Raw genomic sequence first — 14,354 nt, 5'->3', positions numbered from 1 at the left:
AGCATGTCTGGCAATCGTGGTGTGGTATATCTCGGCGATGGCAAAGTCGAAATACAGAAAATCGACTATCCGAAAATGCAGGACCCGCGCGGCAGGAAGATTAACCATGCTGTCATCCTGCGCGTGGTTTCCACCAACATCTGTGGTTCCGACCAGCACATGGTGCGCGGTCGTACCACCGCTCAAACCGGCCTGGTGCTGGGCCACGAAATCACCGGCGAAGTGATCGAGAAGGGCAGCGACGTCGAGAACCTGCAGATCGGCGACCTGGTTTCCGTACCGTTCAACGTCGCTTGCGGGCGCTGCCGTTCCTGCAAAGAGATGCATACCGGTGTCTGCCTGAGCGTTAACCCGGCACGTCCGGGCGGTGCTTACGGTTATGTCGACATGGGCGACTGGACCGGCGGTCAGGCTGAATACGCGATGGTGCCGTATGCCGACTTCAACCTGCTGAAACTCCCGGATCGCGATCGCGCGATGGAAAAAATCCGCGACCTGACCTGCCTCTCCGACATCCTGCCGACCGGTTACCACGGCGCAGTGACGGCTGGCGTTGGCCCTGGCAGCACCGTGTACATCGCAGGTGCCGGCCCGGTCGGTCTGGCCGCCGCCGCTTCCGCTCGCCTGTTGGGCGCGGCCGTGGTGATCATCGGTGACGTCAACACCGTCCGCCTGGCGCACGCCAAGGCTCAGGGTTTTGAAATCGCCGACCTGTCCCTGGACACCCCGCTGCACGAACAAATCGCGGCACTGCTGGGCGAGCCAGAAGTGGATTGCGCCGTCGACGCCGTGGGCTTCGAAGCGCGCGGTCACGGCCATGACGGCGTCAAACACGAGGCTCCGGCCACCGTGCTCAACTCGCTGATGGGCGTGGTTCGGGTTGCCGGCAAAATCGGTATCCCTGGCCTGTACGTAACTGAAGATCCAGGTGCCGTCGACGCCGCCGCGAAGATGGGCAGCCTGAGCATCCGCTTCGGTCTGGGCTGGGCTAAATCCCACAGCTTCCACACCGGCCAGACGCCAGTCATGAAGTACAACCGCCAGCTGATGCAGGCGATCATGTGGGACCGTATCCACATTGCCGACATCGTTGGCGTGGAGGTCATCAGCCTGGATGACGCGCCGCGTGGTTATGGCGAGTTCGATGCGGGCGTGCCGAAGAAGTTTGTGATCGATCCGCACAAACTGTTCAGCGCAGCGTAAGGCTTCACGCAACACAAAACGGCGACCCCAGGGTCGCCGTTTTTTGGATCAAAAGATCGCAGCCTTCGGCAGCTCCTACAGGGTTGCGCGGTCGGCGTAGGAGCTGCCGAAGGCTGCGATCTTTTGAACTTATGCTTTCAGAGTGCCGCCAACGCTCCTTGATATAGAACGGGCCCCGTCGGTTGCCCCGTCGGCGAACCGCCCTTCGGTTCAAGACTGACCGCCAACGCAATCGGCTTGCCGATCAACGTCTTCTGCGCATCGCTGAGCTCTACGCGCCCCTTGCCGCCCACAGGAATCACCCCAAGCGAAATCGGCTTGCCATCCGCCGGAATCGCCCACAACTCCAGACTGCGCCCCGGATCAACCGCGGCCAGCGTCAGCGGCTCAACGTTCAAATACTCCTGATGCGCTTCAACCTTCAGCGCAGGCTGCGCGTCGGCGGTCAGCAGCGTGGCGCTGTAACGCGCACTGTCGCGGTTATAAATCACACCCAACGTCACGGCGATCACCAGCGAGCAAACCGCCGCCGTCACGCGCAACCAGTTCCAGAACCGACGTTTTTCCGGCATATGCAGCACTTGCGGCTCAATCCGCGCCGTAATGCCCTGCCACACCCGTTCCGGCACCGGCTGCTCGGGCAGTGCGTCGGTCAAACTGGTCAGGTTTTCCTGCCACTGCGCCAGTTCCGCGCGCAGTGCTGCGTCCTCCAGCAACAACTGTTCGAAACGCCGACGGGCAGCAGAAGGCATCAAACCGATGGCGTAATCGGCGGCGAGGGCGCGGCGCAGGGTCGGGGTTTGATAGTTCATGATTCAAGGCACCTGCGCAGTCGCTCCATTCCGCGGCGGATCCAGGATTTCACCGAGCCCAGCGGCGCGGCCAGGTGTTCGGCGAGCTCAGAGCAGGACAACCCCTGAAAGTAAGCCACGGTGATCGATTGACGCTGCATGCCCTCGAGGCTTTCCAGGCAGCGGTTCAAGGCGTTGGCCTCACGGGCACTGCTGAGTTGTTCGTGGGCCGATGGGCTTTCATCCACCAGCGCCTGTTCTTCAAGGTCGCTCAACGGCCGGTCGCGGTGTTTGCGCAACTGATCGATGGCCTGATGACGGGTGATATTGATCATCCAGGTCAGCGGTGCCGACAGATGCGCCTCATAGCGAGAGGCGTTGTTCCAGATGCGCACGAAGCTTTCCTGCAGCACTTCTTCAGCCAGATCCGGCCGTCCCATGAAACGCAGCGCTACACCGTGCAGCCGTGGGCCGACGCTGCGGTAAAGCGTCTCGAAAGCGCGGCGGTCGCCCAGTGAACACTGGGCCAGAAGCTGCCTGAGCTGATCGGCGTCGGCGATGGGAATGGAAGTTCTCCAAGCAATCAAGGTGGGCTGCGTGAGGTGCCGGTTGCAGGCAGAGGTTAGTTCACGGTGCGCGGTTGTTCCATTCATGGCTGCCACCTCGAAAACCGCCGACCCTGATGCGCAGGGTCGGCGGCCCCCCTCAGCTTTTCGGCATCAGTACTTTGTCGATGACCTGAATCACGCCGTTGGACTGGTACACGTCATAGGTGGTGATGTCGGCGACGTCACCTTTTTCATCCTTGATGGTGATGTTGTGCGGGCCGTTCATCATCGCCCACAGCTTGCCGCCTGCGACGGTGGTCAGTTCGGCTGTGCCTCCACCGGCCTTGATCTTCTCGGCCAGGGTCATCATGTCGAGTTTTCCGGCGACCACGTGGTAGGTGAGGACGTGAGTCAGGGTCGCCTTGTTGGCAGGTTTGAGCAGGGTATCGACAGTGCCGGCCGGCAGGGCGTCGAAGGCCGAGTTGACCGGGGCGAACACGGTGAACGGGCCTTTGCCCTTGAGGGTGTCCACCAGGCCTGCGGCTTTCACGGCGGCGACCAGGGTGGTGTGGTCGGCGGAGTTCACCGCGTTATCGATGATGTCTTTGCTCGGCATCATGCTTTGGCCGCCGACGATGACCGAGTGGCTCGTGTCTGCCGCTTGCACGGTGTTCAGGGCGAATCCGCCACCAAGGGCCAGGGTCAGCAGGCTGGCAATCAACGGCGTTTTGATCGAAGTGCGTTTCATGGTGATGATCCTCGTGATGGGAATCGGCCAGGAATGTCTGTCCGTGCTTGATATACGCGGGCGGGACCAGACTGGATGCAGCGCCGGACAATTCTTTTTCTGCTGTTCGTCGGGGGCTCGCCAGGACTCGGAACAATCCCCCGGGATGCCAGTCCAACACACGATTTTCCGCCGCCCATTGCCGGGCGGTTTTCATGGCACATGAGGATGTCTGAATGAAGATTTCACGCGGTTTTGCACTGGCTTCGCTGATGTGTCTGGCGGCCAGTCCGGTCTTTGCTCAGTTCAACCTGTTCGATGCGGCCAATGCCATCTCCGGCACGCAGGACGATGACGCCGCCGTGGCCGCGCCGACCGCGCAGACGGCCGATCTGCTGAGTGCGCTCAGCCAATTGAACGTGACGTCACAACAAGCCATTGGCGGTGCCGGGGCGATGCTCGGTCTGGCGAAGAATCAATTGAGTTCGACCGACTACTCGGAGTTGGCCAAAAGCGTGCCCGGAATCGACTTGCTGTCCGGTGGCGGTGGACTGGGCGTCCTCAGCGGCTTGCTTGGCTCGTCCGGTACAGCGGCAGGTCTGAACAACGTCTTGGGCAACGTGAAGAACGCCAACGACCTGAACAGTGCCTTCAGCGCATTGGGCATGGACACGAGTATGGTCGGCCTGTTTGCCCCCGTGCTTCTGCAATTTTTCGGTCAGCAGGGCGTTGGCAGTTCGCTGCTGACAAACCTGGGCGGGATCTGGGGCGCAGGCACCGGTACCTGATTCAGCGGCGCTCGGCGCGCAACGCGTCGATGCGCTGGTCCTTCTCGATCCAGAGCTGGTTGACCCAGTTCTGGATGGTCTCGCGAAACTGCGGATCGTTTTCGTAATCGCCCTGCCACAGCGCGGGGGCGAGTTCGCGGGTCTTGATGTCGATGATGACCCTCGGCACGTTACCGCTGAGCAAATCCCAGAACCCCGGAATCGCCTGCTGCGGATACACCACCGTCACATCCAGGACGGCGTCCAGCTGTTCACCCATTGCCGCCAGTACAAACGCCACGCCGCCAGCCTTGGGCCTGAGCAGATGGGTGAAGGGTAATTGTTGCTGGGCACTTTTCGCAGCGGTAAAGCGTGTGCCTTCCAGGTAATTGACCACCGTCACCGGTTGACGCTTGTACAACTCGCACGCCGCTTGGGTGATCTCCAGATCCTTACCGGCCAACTCAGGGTGCTTCGCCAGGAATGCCTTGGTGTAGCGTTTCATGAACGGGTAATCCAGCGCCCACCACGCCAACCCCAGGAACGGCACCCAGATCAGCTCTTTCTTGAGGAAGAACTTGAAGAACGGTGTGCGCCGATTCAGCGTTTGAATCAGCGCCGGGATATCGACCCAGGATTGATGGTTGCTGATCACCAGATACGACGTGTCGACCCGCAGGTCGTCGCCGCCACGGATGTCCCATTGCGTGGGGATGCACAGGCGGAAAATCAGCTTGTCGATTTCGGCCCAGGTCTCGGCGATCCCCATCACCGTCCATGAGGCGTAATCACGCAAGCGCCCGGGCAGGACCAGTTTGAGCAAGGCGAACACCATCAGCGGCCCGAACAGGACCAGGGTGTTGAGCAACAGCAGCAGGGTAACGAAACAGCCGGTGAGCAGGCGGCGCATAAATAACTCTTGAAAGCATTTGGGCGCGCAATGATAAGCAGCTTCGGACGGCAGGCCAAATCGGTGACGACGAATGTTTCACCTTTACGTGGTTATGCTGGTCCTGTCGTGATCATTCCGGCCCCATCGCGAGCAGGCTCGCTCCCACAGGATTTGTGTGTGGAACACATGACTGTGAACAATAGAGATCCCTGTGGGAGCGAGCCTGCTCGCGAAAGATCTAAAGAACGAACGAATTCCCTACTGGCGGTCTAAAATTCCGTGTTCGACGCCCCAATTTCCTCAAGGAATCCCATTACGTGAAGTCCCTCCTTGCACTGCTTTCCCTCGTGGCCCTGCCGGTCCTGGCTGCTGAGCCGACCCTGTACGGGCGCTACGAATACATCGCGCTGCCGGAAATCGGTGGCGAAGTGCTCAAGGCCAAGATGGACACCGGCGCCCTGACCGCGTCGCTGTCGGCCAAAGACATCGAAACGTTCACCCGCGATGGCGACGAGTGGGTGCGCTTCCGCCTCGCCACCAAAGGCGCGAGCAACAAGGTCTACGAACACAAGGTCTCGCGGATCAGCAAGATCAAGACCCGCTCCGAAGAAGACGCGGACGACAGCGAAGCGGTCGCACCCACCAAGCGTCCGGTGGTCGATCTGGAACTGTGCCTGGGCAACGTCAAACGCACCGTTGAGGTCAATCTCACTGACCGCAGCAGCTTCAACTACCCTTTGTTGATCGGTGCCAAAGCCTTGCGTGAGTTCGGCGCGGCGGTGAACCCGGCACGGCGCTTTACGGCGGACAAACCCGACTGCTGATTTCAAGTGGTCTCATTGACGTGACGTGAGCCTTGGGGCACCGTTCGCCCACTTAACTCCCGGGCTCGGACGCCATGCCTCATATCCTGATTGTCGAAGACGAAGCGGCGATTGCCGATACCCTGATTTTCGCCTTGCAGGGCGAGGGCTTCACCACCACCTGGCTGAGCCTTGGCGCCGCTGCGCTTGAGCATCAGCGCCAGATTCCGGCCGACTTGATCATTCTCGACATTGGTCTGCCGGACATCAGCGGCTTCGAGACCTGCAAGCAATTGCGCCGTTTCAGCGAAGTGCCGGTGATCTTCCTCAGCGCCCGGGATGCTGAAATCGATCGCGTCGTGGGCCTGGAAATCGGTGCCGACGATTACGTGGTCAAGCCGTTCAGCCCAAGGGAGGTGGCGGCGCGGGTCCGGGCGATTCTCAAACGCATGGCGCCGCGAGCGACCGCCGAGGTGTCATCGGCGCTGTTTCGCATTGACAGCGAACGGGTGCAGATCAGCTACCGCGGTCAGCTGCTAACCCTGACCCGCCATGAATTCCGTCTGCTGCAATGCCTGCTGGACCAACCCGAACGCGTCTTCAGCCGCGAGCAGTTGCTCGATGCGCTGGGCGTCGCCGCCGATGCCGGTTACGAGCGCAGCATCGACAGCCACATCAAAAGCGTGCGCGCCAAATTACGCCAGGTGAACGCCGACGCGGAACCGATCCAGACCCATCGCGGCCTCGGTTACAGCTACAGTCCGGGGCGTAGCTGATGCCTCTGGGGATCCGGATTTTTCTGGTCTATGTGCTGTTTATCGGCCTGACCGGTTACTTCGTGCTGAACACCGTGATGGAAGAAATCCGTCCCGGCGTGCGCCAGTCCACCGAAGAAACGCTGGTCGACACCGCCAATCTCATGGCCGAAATCCTGCGCGACGATTTCAAGGCCGGCACCCTGAATCAGAATCGCTGGCCCGAGCTGCTCAAGGCTTATGGCGAACGGCAACCGAAGGCGAGTATCTGGGGATTGCCGAAGAACCAGGTCAACCACCGGATCTACGTCACCGATGCCAAGGGCGTTGTGGTGCTGGACTCCAGCGGTGTGGCAGTGGGGCAGGATTACTCGCGCTGGAATGACGTTTTGCTGACCTTGCGAGGCGAATACGGCGCTCGTTCCAGCCGCAGCGATCCAGACGATCCGAACTCCTCAGTGATGCACGTCGGCGCCCCGATTCGCGACAACGGCCAGATTATTGGTGTGGTGACCGTGGCCAAACCCAACAGCTCGTTGCAGCCATACGTTGATCGCACTGAGCGGCGATTGCTTGCCTGGGGGGCCGGGTTGATCGGCCTCGGTCTGCTGTTCGGCGCGTTGTTGTCCTGGTGGCTGAGCGCGGCGCTACGGCGTTTGACGGCTTATGCACAGGCCGTGAGTGAAGGCCGGCGGGTCGAGGTTCCGCACTACCGTGGCGGCGAACTGGAGCAACTGGCGACAGCGGTGGAGCAGATGCGCACGCAGCTCGAAGGCAAAGCCTACGTCGAGCGTTACGTGCACACATTGACCCACGAACTGAAAAGCCCGCTGGCGGCGATTCGCGGCGCGGCGGAGTTGCTGCAAGGTGAGATGCCGCTGGCCCAGCAGCAGCGTTTTGTCAGCAACATCGACAGCGAAAGCGCGCGGATGCAGCAGTTGATCGAGCGCCTGTTGAATCTGGCCCTGGTCGAGCAACGCCAAGGGCTGGAAGAGCGGGTGGCGGTGCCGCTGGCTAAATTGGTAGATGAATTGCTGAGCGCTCAGGCAGCGCGCATCGAAGGCAAACAGTTGCGCGTGGAACAAACCATTGCAGCGGATCTGCTGCTGACCGGTGAACCGTTCCTGTTGCGTCAGGCGCTGGGCAATCTGCTGGAGAACGCTTTGGATTTCACCCCGACTCAGGGCTTGCTGCGATTCAGTGCCGAACGCATTGGGGAGCAGATCGAGTTCAGGTTGTTCAACCAGGCCGAGGCGATTCCCGACTATGCGTTGCTTAGGTTGAGTGAACGGTTTTATTCACTGCCGCGACCGGACAGCGGGCGCAAGAGCACAGGGTTAGGGTTGAATTTTGTTGAAGAGGTGGTGAAGTTGCATGGTGGATCGGTAAGCATCGGTAACGTCGACGGTGGCGTTCAAGTGAGTTTGCGTTTGCCTTCAGACCGTTAAAGATCGCAGCCTTCGGCAGCTCCTACAGGGGAACGCGTAAATTCTGTAGGAGCTGCCGAAGGCTGCGATCTTTTTCTCAACTCCACACAAACCCCACATTCCCCCCATAAATCTCCCACACAGAGTTCCCAGACTCTCCCCATCCAAACAGGGAGAGTCCCATGAACCGCAGCCTGACCATAAAACTCGGGGCAATTGCCCTTCTGATTCTGTTGTTGCTGATCCCGCTCCTGATGATTAACGGCGTGATTCAGGACCGCCAGCAACTGCGCGACGGTGTCCTTGAAGACATCGCCCGCAGTTCCAGTTACAGCCAGCAACTGAGCGGGCCGCTGATGGTGGTGCCGTACCGCAAAGTGGTGCGCACCTGGAAACTCAACGAAAAAACCAACGCGCGTTACCAGGAAGTGGGCGAAGAACGCGGCCGTTTGTATTTCCTCCCGGAGCACTTTGAACTCGACGGCCAGGTTCAGACCGAACTACGTTCCCGGGGCATTTATGAGGCGCGTCTGTTTCATGCGGACAACCGCATCAGCGGGCATTTCTCGCTCCCGGCTCAATTGGGTATCAAGGAAGATTTCGCCGATTACCAGTTCGACCAGCCGTTTCTGGCGGTCGGGATCAGCGACATTCGCGGCATCGAAAACGCCCTGAAACTCGAGCTCAATGGCCAGAAAATCGACTTCGTTCCCGGTAGCCAGGTGGGCTGGTTGGGGGAGGGTGTGCATGTGACGTTGCCGGCGCTCGACGCCAAGCAAGCCACAGAACTGGCCTTCGGTTTCGACCTGCGTCTGCAAGGCACTGGCCAGTTGCAGATTGTCCCGGTGGGCAAGACCAGCAAAGTATCGCTGGCCGCCAATTGGCCGCATCCGAGCTTCATCGGCAACTACCTGCCGGCCCAGCGTGAAGTCAGCGATCAGGGCTTCACTGCCCATTGGCAGACCTCGTTTTTCTCCACCAATTTGCAAGAAGCCTTGAGCAGCTGCGTGTCCGGCGGCGGTTGCGAAGCCTACACCGGCCGCAGTTTCGGGGTGAGCTTCATCGACCCGGTGGATCAGTACCTGAAGAGCGATCGGGCCATCAAATATGCATTGCTGTTTATCGTCCTGACCTTCGCCGGTTTCTTCCTCTTCGAAGTGCTGAAAAGCCTGGCGGTACACCCGGTGCAATACGCGCTGGTGGGCGTGGCCCTGGCGTTTTTCTACCTGTTGTTGCTGTCGCTGTCCGAGCACATCGGCTTTGCCTTGGCGTACCTGTTGTCGGCGGGCAGCTGTGTGTTGTTGATCGGTTTTTATGTCTGTCATGTGCTGCGCAGCGTGCGTCACGGCTTGAGTTTTTCGGCGGGATTGGCGGCGTTGTATGGCTTGCTCTACGGCTTGCTGAGTGCAGAGGATTACGCGTTGTTGATGGGGTCGCTGCTGTTGTTCGGGTTGTTGGGCGTGTTTATGGTGCTGACCCGCAAGCTGGACTGGTATGGGATCGGGCAGAAGTCGGCCAAGCCGCTGGCGTTTGATATCGGGGCTGTGGAATGAGCCGGTCGTTGGGGTTGCGTGAGGATCAGCGGGAGGGGGAGGTGTTGGCGACGCTGATATTCGGGTTGTTTCCGTTAGATCCGGTGCGGTGCCATCGCGAGCAAGCTCGCTCCCACAGGGGATTTGTGTCGTACACAAAACCTGAATTCACCCTGAATCCAATGTGGGAGCGAGCTTGCTCGCGATGAGGCCGGAACAGTCAGCGAAGTTCTAAACCTTCGGCATAGTCGCCAACATCGAAGCCCGCTGACTCACCTCAAAATACCAGTTAGCCAGCTTCGGATTCGTCGTGCGCCATTCCAGATCCGGATGGCGCAAATCCAGATAACCCAAAGCACAGGCCACACTGATCGCCGCCACATCGAAATGACTGGCCAGCTCGGCAATCGCGTCCGCTTCCAGCAATGCCAGGCCGCGACGAATCTTCTCGCGCTGACCCTCGAGCCACTCGTCCCAGTGTTTTTCCGGGGCGCGCAGGGCGACTTCATAACGAATCAGCACGGCAGCGTCCATGATCCCGTCGGCCAGGGAGGCCAGGGTCAGGCGCCGCCAACGGGCTGAGCCGTCGCGCGGTATCAGCGGGTTGCCAACGTGCTGGTGGTCGAGGTAATCGAGGATCACCCGGCTGTCATGGATGACGTTGCCATCGGCCAGGCGCAAGGCCGGAATTTTACCCAGCGGATTGTCTTCGTTGAGTATCAGGTCCGGGCTGACCGGAGTGAGCACGCAGTCTTGCAGCGCCACTCGGTCCTGTTGACCGGTTTCGTGCAGGAGCACCATGACTTTGCGAACGAAGGGCGACAAAGGGTTGTGGAACAAGGTCATGCTGGGGGCGGACATGGCAGCGTCTCGGAGTGGGCAGTGCTGGGCAGCATAGCGCGTGGATCACGCAACTTGTAGGAGCGAAGCTTGCTCGCTCCCACAGGTTTTTAGCGGCGTTGCAGCAGGCCGCGCAGGGCAAGGGCTGCGGGAATGCCCAGGCCCAACCAGCTCAGAGCGTCCCACACACCATCCCCCAGCAACGCGGAAAACAATCCCGTTGCGCTGAGCAGGGCGATAACCGTGGGGGTGGAAAAGACCTTCCAGAAATTCGACTGCCTCGGCCTCATGCGGGGCTCTCCGCATTCTCGAACACAGGTTTGGCCGCCTTGCGCCGCACCACCCACAGGTAAACCCCGCTACCGAGGACGATGATGGTCAGCCCATCCAGCGTCGCCCAGAGGATCTTCATCGGCATGCCGCCGTAGTCACCGAAGTGCAACGGTTGAGACATGCCCATGGCGTCCATGTACCACGGGCGTTCGGCCACGGCGGTGACTTGCAGGGTGCTGGCGTCGATCAGCACCGGTGTCAGCAGGTGCGAGGTCAGGTGGGTGCTGCCTTTCATGAACACCGCGTAATGGTGTTCGCTGGAAAATCGTGTGCCGGGGAAGGCGATGAAGTCCGGCTGCATGCCCGGTGCGACTTCCTTGGCGATGTCGAGCAAACGGGTCGCGGGCGCCAGTTGTGTCAGTGGCGGCGCATCACGATACGGCGCGACCATCGCGCTCAGGCTGTCGTTGCGCCACGCGGCGATCAGCAGGTCGGCACAGGCGCTGATGACGCCGGTGACGCCGACCACCAAGGCCCAGGTCAGGGTTACCACGCCGATCAGGTTATGCAGGTCGAGCCAGCGCAGGCGGGTGGATTTGTCCTGGCGCACGGTGGCGAATTTCAAACGCCGCATGAACGGCAGGTACAGCACCGTCCCGGAGACAATCGCCACCACGAACAGAATGCCCATGAACGCCAGCAGCAACTTGCCCGGCAGACCGGCGAACATGTCCACGTGCAGGCGCAACATGATCATCATGAAGCCGCCATTGGCCGACGGCATTTCCAGCGCTTCACCGGTGCGGGCGTCGAGCATGAAGGTGTGAGACGAATTCGGTTCAGTGCCGGCGGTGGCCGCCATGATCGTAATCGCGGCGTTGGGCTCTTCTTCGTCAAAGCCGAAATACTGCATGACATCACCAGGCCGATGCTTTTCAGCCGCCTGCACCAACTGCTGCAAATTCAGCAGCGGGGTGTCCGCCGGCATCGTCTTCAATTCAGCGGCATCGCCCAGCAAGTGGTCGATCTCGTGATGAAAAATCAACGGCAGGCCGGTCAGCGCGAGCATCAGCAGGAATACGGTGCAGATCAGGCTGGTCCAGGTGTGGACGAAGGACCAGCGGCGAATTGTTTTGCTTTTCATTTCATAGCCTTCAGAAATACCAAAGCCGTCCATGTCGGACGGCTCGGGACTTGGGCGTGTCAGGTCAGGCCGTTACCACTTGTAGTTGACGCTAGCCATCACGTTTCGACGGTCGCCGTAGTAGCAATAGAAACCGTCACAAGTCGATATGTATTCCTTGTCGAAAACGTTGTTCGCATTGACGGCAACGCTGACACCCTTGAGCACGTTGTCCAGACGACCGAGGTCGTAATGGACGGCTGCGTCATAGACAGTGTAAGAGTCGGTATGGCCGTCTGATTTATCGCGTACGAAAGCCATGCTGCCGATGGCGATGTTGTCGGTTTCTCCGATGTAGCGCACGCCGAAGCCGAGTCCGAAGCCGTCCAGAGCACCCGTATGCCATGTGTAGTCAGCCCAGGCAGAGGCCTGATTTTCCGGGGTCAATGGCAGTGGGCGATTTTTATCCAGGGGGCTGGTGACTTTGGTCATCTTGGTGTTGGCGTAGGTGTACGCGGCCGTCAGTTTCAGGTTCTCGTTGACGTTACCGGTCGCTTCCAGCTCGAAACCACGCACTTTGGCTTCACCTAGTGGGCGCGATACGCCCAAGGTGTCACTGAGCACGATGTCCTTACGGGTCAGGTCATAAGCGGCTGCGGTGAACAGCATATCTCTGCCCGGAGGCTGGTACTTGAGACCCACTTCGTATTGCTTGCCAGTGCCCGGACGAAATGCCTCGCCATTGGCTCCACCGGCTTCGGCTTGAAAGGACTCGGCGTAGGAGACGTAAGGTGTGAAGCCGGAATCGAACACATAGCTGAGGGCGGCGTTGCCGGTGAAGGCAGTGTCGTTGCGGGTGTCCTTGGCGTCGTTCATGTTAAAGAAGGTCGTGTCGGTGTGCAGCCAGTCCTGACGACCGCCCAAAGTCAGGCGCCAGTTGTCGAGGGCCATCTGGTCCTGAGCGTATAAGCCAGTGTCGTGGGTCTTCTGGTTGTAATCATTGAACGCCGTGTAGCTGACGTTACTGAAGTCCTGGCCGTAAATCGGATGGATGATGTTGCTGGTCGGCGCGCTACCAAACAGCCATTTGTAATTGGTGTTGACGCGTTGATGGTCGAGGCCCAGCAACAGCGTGTGCTTGATTGCACCGGTGTCGAAGTCGGCCTGGAAATTGTTATCCACGGCGAACTGGCTGATGTCTTCGTTGACGATGTTGGCACCGCGGGCCAGGGTGCCGTCGTCACTGACGGAACCGAAAAAACCGCCTGCGGTGATGCCCTGAAAGGACAGGTCGCTCTTGGTGTAGCGCAGGTTCTGACGGAACTGCCAAACGTCGTTCATCCGATGCTCAAAGGCATAACCCAGAGCGTAGTAAGTCTTGTCGTAGAACTCCCAGTCCGGATCGCCGAGGTTCTCGTGGAACTTCACCTTGCCGGCAGGTGTTGATAGCTTGGTGCCTTGCAAGGGAAGGAATTGGCTGGTGATGCCGGTATCGTCACGGTTGAACTGGCTCAGGAAAGTCAGCCTGGTGTCGGGATCGATGTTCCAGGTCAGGCTGGGGGCGATGTTGTAACGCTTGTCCTCGGTGTGATCGATGGTGGTGTTGCTATCGCGCACCACACCGCTGACGCGGTATAAAAAGCGACCTTCGTCATCGACAGGGCCGGTGCTATCGAAGCTGATCTGCTTGCGCTGATAGCTGCCGACCTGTACCTGCACTTCATTGCTGGCGATTACTTCAGGACGGCGGCTGACCATGTCGAGCAAGCCACCAGGAGGCGTCTGGCCGTAAACCGAGGACGCAGGGCCACGCAGCAATGCCACACGTTCGAGATCCCAGGTTTCCATCTTCGGCATGGTGTAAGTGCCCTTTGGCAGCGGCAAGCCATCGAGGAACTGGGTAGGTTCAAAACCGCGTACCTTCAGCCACTCCGCGCGGCTATCACTACCGTAGCTGCTGGCCACAACACCAGGCATGTAGCGCACGGCGTCATCCAGATTCTGTACCGCGCGGTCCTGCATCTGTTCACGGGTCGCGACAGAGATTGAACGCGGTATTTCGGCCAGTGCGGTATCAGTTTTAGTCCCGGCTGCCGTACGTTTGGCGAGGTAGCCCTGCACCGGGCCCCATGCGCTTTCGGCGTCTTCTGCGCCGATCACACTGGTCGCCGGTAAAGCCATCACACCTTCAGGCACCGCCACCAGGCTATAAGTGCCAGCGCTGCTTTGTTCCAGTTGCAGACCGGTGCCGCGCAAGGCTTCCCGCAGGGCGCCGGCTGCGTCGAACTGGCCATTGACCGGGGCCGAGGTCTTGCCCGCCGCCAGGCTCGGATTCAACGACAGCGCCAGGCCAGCCTGGCTGGCGATCTGGTTCAGGGTGCTGGCCAATGGCGCGGCCGGCAGGTTGTAGGCGCGAACGCTGGATGCCTGTTCAGCGGCGATCAGCTGACTGCTGGCCAGAGGGGCGCAAAGGGCAATGGCAATCGCCAGCAAACTGGGGCGCAACAAGGTGTCTAGCGAACGGGACATACAGCGGCTCCTGAATGGAAATATTTCTCAATTGCCTAGGTGCCGGACGAGAATTCAAAAGTGATAGGGCTGATTGAAAATAATTTCGATTCATCAATTGCGGTGACGCTGACGGCCTCTTCGCGGGCAAGCCACGCTCCCACA

The 14,354-nt window shown here is 59.9% G+C and carries 14 protein-coding genes; 6 read left to right on the top strand and 8 right to left on the bottom strand.

What is annotated here, in order from left to right; translation table 11 throughout:
• The first annotated feature begins 3 nt into the window (after positions 1–3).
• Entirely contained in the window at positions 4–1,203 is a 1,200-nt protein-coding gene (fdhA, locus tag VD17_RS01775; protein ID WP_033053966.1) for a formaldehyde dehydrogenase, glutathione-independent, read from the top strand.
• Positions 1,204–1,340: 137 nt separating this feature from the next.
• Here fdhA and VD17_RS01770 read toward each other — a convergent pair whose 3' ends face one another.
• Genes VD17_RS01770 through VD17_RS01760 form a run of 3 tightly spaced genes read right to left on the bottom strand, consistent with a single transcriptional unit; the run spans position 1,341 to position 3,290 of the window.
• On the bottom strand, positions 1,341–2,015 hold the full coding sequence (locus tag VD17_RS01770; protein ID WP_046052423.1) for an anti-sigma factor: 675 nt from the start codon (positions 2,013–2,015) through the stop codon (positions 1,341–1,343).
• Positions 2,012–2,647 (bottom strand): sigma-70 family RNA polymerase sigma factor, encoded by a 636-nt coding sequence (locus tag VD17_RS01765; protein WP_046052422.1) that lies wholly within the window; start codon positions 2,645–2,647, stop codon positions 2,012–2,014. The genes VD17_RS01770 and VD17_RS01765 overlap by 4 nt, the downstream gene beginning before the upstream one ends.
• Positions 2,648–2,699: 52 nt before the next feature.
• On the bottom strand, positions 2,700–3,290 hold the full coding sequence (locus VD17_RS01760) for a fasciclin domain-containing protein (protein ID WP_046052421.1): 591 nt from the start codon (positions 3,288–3,290) through the stop codon (positions 2,700–2,702).
• Positions 3,291–3,505: 215 nt separating this feature from the next.
• On the opposite strand from VD17_RS01760, the gene VD17_RS01755 reads away from it, so the two are divergent.
• Positions 3,506–4,057, top strand: a complete 552-nt coding sequence (locus tag VD17_RS01755) for a DUF2780 domain-containing protein (protein ID WP_046052420.1) — start codon at positions 3,506–3,508, stop codon at positions 4,055–4,057.
• A 1-nt stretch (position 4,058) separates the two neighbouring features.
• On the opposite strand, the gene VD17_RS01750 is transcribed toward VD17_RS01755, so the two are convergent.
• Positions 4,059–4,946, bottom strand: coding sequence for an acyltransferase (locus VD17_RS01750; protein ID WP_046052419.1), 888 nt, complete (start codon positions 4,944–4,946; stop codon positions 4,059–4,061).
• Positions 4,947–5,245: 299 nt separating this feature from the next.
• On the opposite strand from VD17_RS01750, the gene rloA2 reads away from it, so the two are divergent.
• From rloA2 to creD, 4 genes are all read left to right on the top strand, one after another.
• Positions 5,246–5,752 carry a retropepsin-like aspartic peptidase RloA2 gene (gene rloA2, locus VD17_RS01745; protein ID WP_046052418.1) on the top strand — a complete coding sequence of 169 codons (507 nt, stop codon included), beginning with the start codon at positions 5,246–5,248 and terminating at the stop codon, positions 5,750–5,752.
• Between the two features lie 74 nt (positions 5,753–5,826).
• Positions 5,827–6,507, top strand: coding sequence for a two-component system response regulator CreB (gene creB, locus VD17_RS01740; protein WP_046052417.1), 681 nt, complete (start codon positions 5,827–5,829; stop codon positions 6,505–6,507).
• Positions 6,507–7,934: a two-component system sensor histidine kinase CreC gene (gene creC / locus VD17_RS01735; RefSeq protein WP_046052416.1), complete on the top strand. Its 1,428-nt coding sequence runs from the start codon at positions 6,507–6,509 to the stop codon at positions 7,932–7,934. Before creB ends, creC begins: the two co-directional genes overlap by 1 nt.
• A 161-nt stretch (positions 7,935–8,095) precedes the next feature.
• On the top strand, positions 8,096–9,466 hold the full coding sequence (gene creD / locus VD17_RS01730) for a cell envelope integrity protein CreD (RefSeq protein WP_046052415.1): 1,371 nt from the start codon (positions 8,096–8,098) through the stop codon (positions 9,464–9,466).
• Between the two features lie 210 nt (positions 9,467–9,676).
• On the opposite strand, the gene VD17_RS01725 is transcribed toward creD, so the two are convergent.
• From VD17_RS01725 to VD17_RS01710, 4 genes are all read right to left on the bottom strand, one after another.
• Positions 9,677–10,306 (bottom strand): glutathione S-transferase, encoded by a 630-nt coding sequence (locus VD17_RS01725; RefSeq protein WP_046052414.1) that lies wholly within the window; start codon positions 10,304–10,306, stop codon positions 9,677–9,679.
• Positions 10,307–10,395: 89 nt separating this feature from the next.
• Positions 10,396–10,575, bottom strand: a complete 180-nt coding sequence (locus VD17_RS01720) for a hypothetical protein (RefSeq protein ID WP_046052413.1) — start codon at positions 10,573–10,575, stop codon at positions 10,396–10,398.
• The gene (locus VD17_RS01715) at positions 10,572–11,702 is read right to left on the bottom strand and encodes a PepSY-associated TM helix domain-containing protein (protein WP_046052583.1); all 1,131 of its coding nucleotides are present in this window, start codon (positions 11,700–11,702) and stop codon (positions 10,572–10,574) included. Before VD17_RS01715 ends, VD17_RS01720 begins: the two co-directional genes overlap by 4 nt.
• 72 nt (positions 11,703–11,774) lie before the next feature.
• Positions 11,775–14,210, bottom strand: coding sequence for a TonB-dependent siderophore receptor (locus VD17_RS01710; protein ID WP_046052412.1), 2,436 nt, complete (start codon positions 14,208–14,210; stop codon positions 11,775–11,777).
• Positions 14,211–14,354: the final 144 nt, after the last annotated feature.

It is taken from the genome of Pseudomonas fluorescens (assembly GCF_000968015.1).
In the GTDB taxonomy this organism is placed as follows: domain Bacteria; phylum Pseudomonadota; class Gammaproteobacteria; order Pseudomonadales; family Pseudomonadaceae; genus Aquipseudomonas; species Aquipseudomonas fluorescens_W.
The sequence above is the reverse complement of the archived record's forward strand: the minus strand, read 5'-3'. Positions and strand labels throughout refer to the sequence as shown.

Coding starts and splice junctions, on each gene's coding strand:
- creB (WP_046052417.1), top strand. CDS start 5,827: ATGCCTCATATCCTGATTGTCGAAGACGAAGCGGCGATTGCCGATACC.
- creC (WP_046052416.1), top strand. CDS start 6,507: ATGCCTCTGGGGATCCGGATTTTTCTGGTCTATGTGCTGTTTATCGGC.
- VD17_RS01720 (WP_046052413.1), bottom strand. CDS start 10,575: ATGAGGCCGAGGCAGTCGAATTTCTGGAAGGTCTTTTCCACCCCCACG.
- VD17_RS01710 (WP_046052412.1), bottom strand. CDS start 14,210: ATGTCCCGTTCGCTAGACACCTTGTTGCGCCCCAGTTTGCTGGCGATT.
- creD (WP_046052415.1), top strand. CDS start 8,096: ATGAACCGCAGCCTGACCATAAAACTCGGGGCAATTGCCCTTCTGATT.
- VD17_RS01715 (WP_046052583.1), bottom strand. CDS start 11,702: ATGAAAAGCAAAACAATTCGCCGCTGGTCCTTCGTCCACACCTGGACC.
- VD17_RS01760 (WP_046052421.1), bottom strand. CDS start 3,290: ATGAAACGCACTTCGATCAAAACGCCGTTGATTGCCAGCCTGCTGACC.
- VD17_RS01755 (WP_046052420.1), top strand. CDS start 3,506: ATGAAGATTTCACGCGGTTTTGCACTGGCTTCGCTGATGTGTCTGGCG.
- fdhA (WP_033053966.1), top strand. CDS start 4: ATGTCTGGCAATCGTGGTGTGGTATATCTCGGCGATGGCAAAGTCGAA.
- VD17_RS01770 (WP_046052423.1), bottom strand. CDS start 2,015: ATGAACTATCAAACCCCGACCCTGCGCCGCGCCCTCGCCGCCGATTAC.
- VD17_RS01750 (WP_046052419.1), bottom strand. CDS start 4,946: ATGCGCCGCCTGCTCACCGGCTGTTTCGTTACCCTGCTGCTGTTGCTC.
- VD17_RS01725 (WP_046052414.1), bottom strand. CDS start 10,306: ATGTCCGCCCCCAGCATGACCTTGTTCCACAACCCTTTGTCGCCCTTC.
- VD17_RS01765 (WP_046052422.1), bottom strand. CDS start 2,647: ATGAATGGAACAACCGCGCACCGTGAACTAACCTCTGCCTGCAACCGG.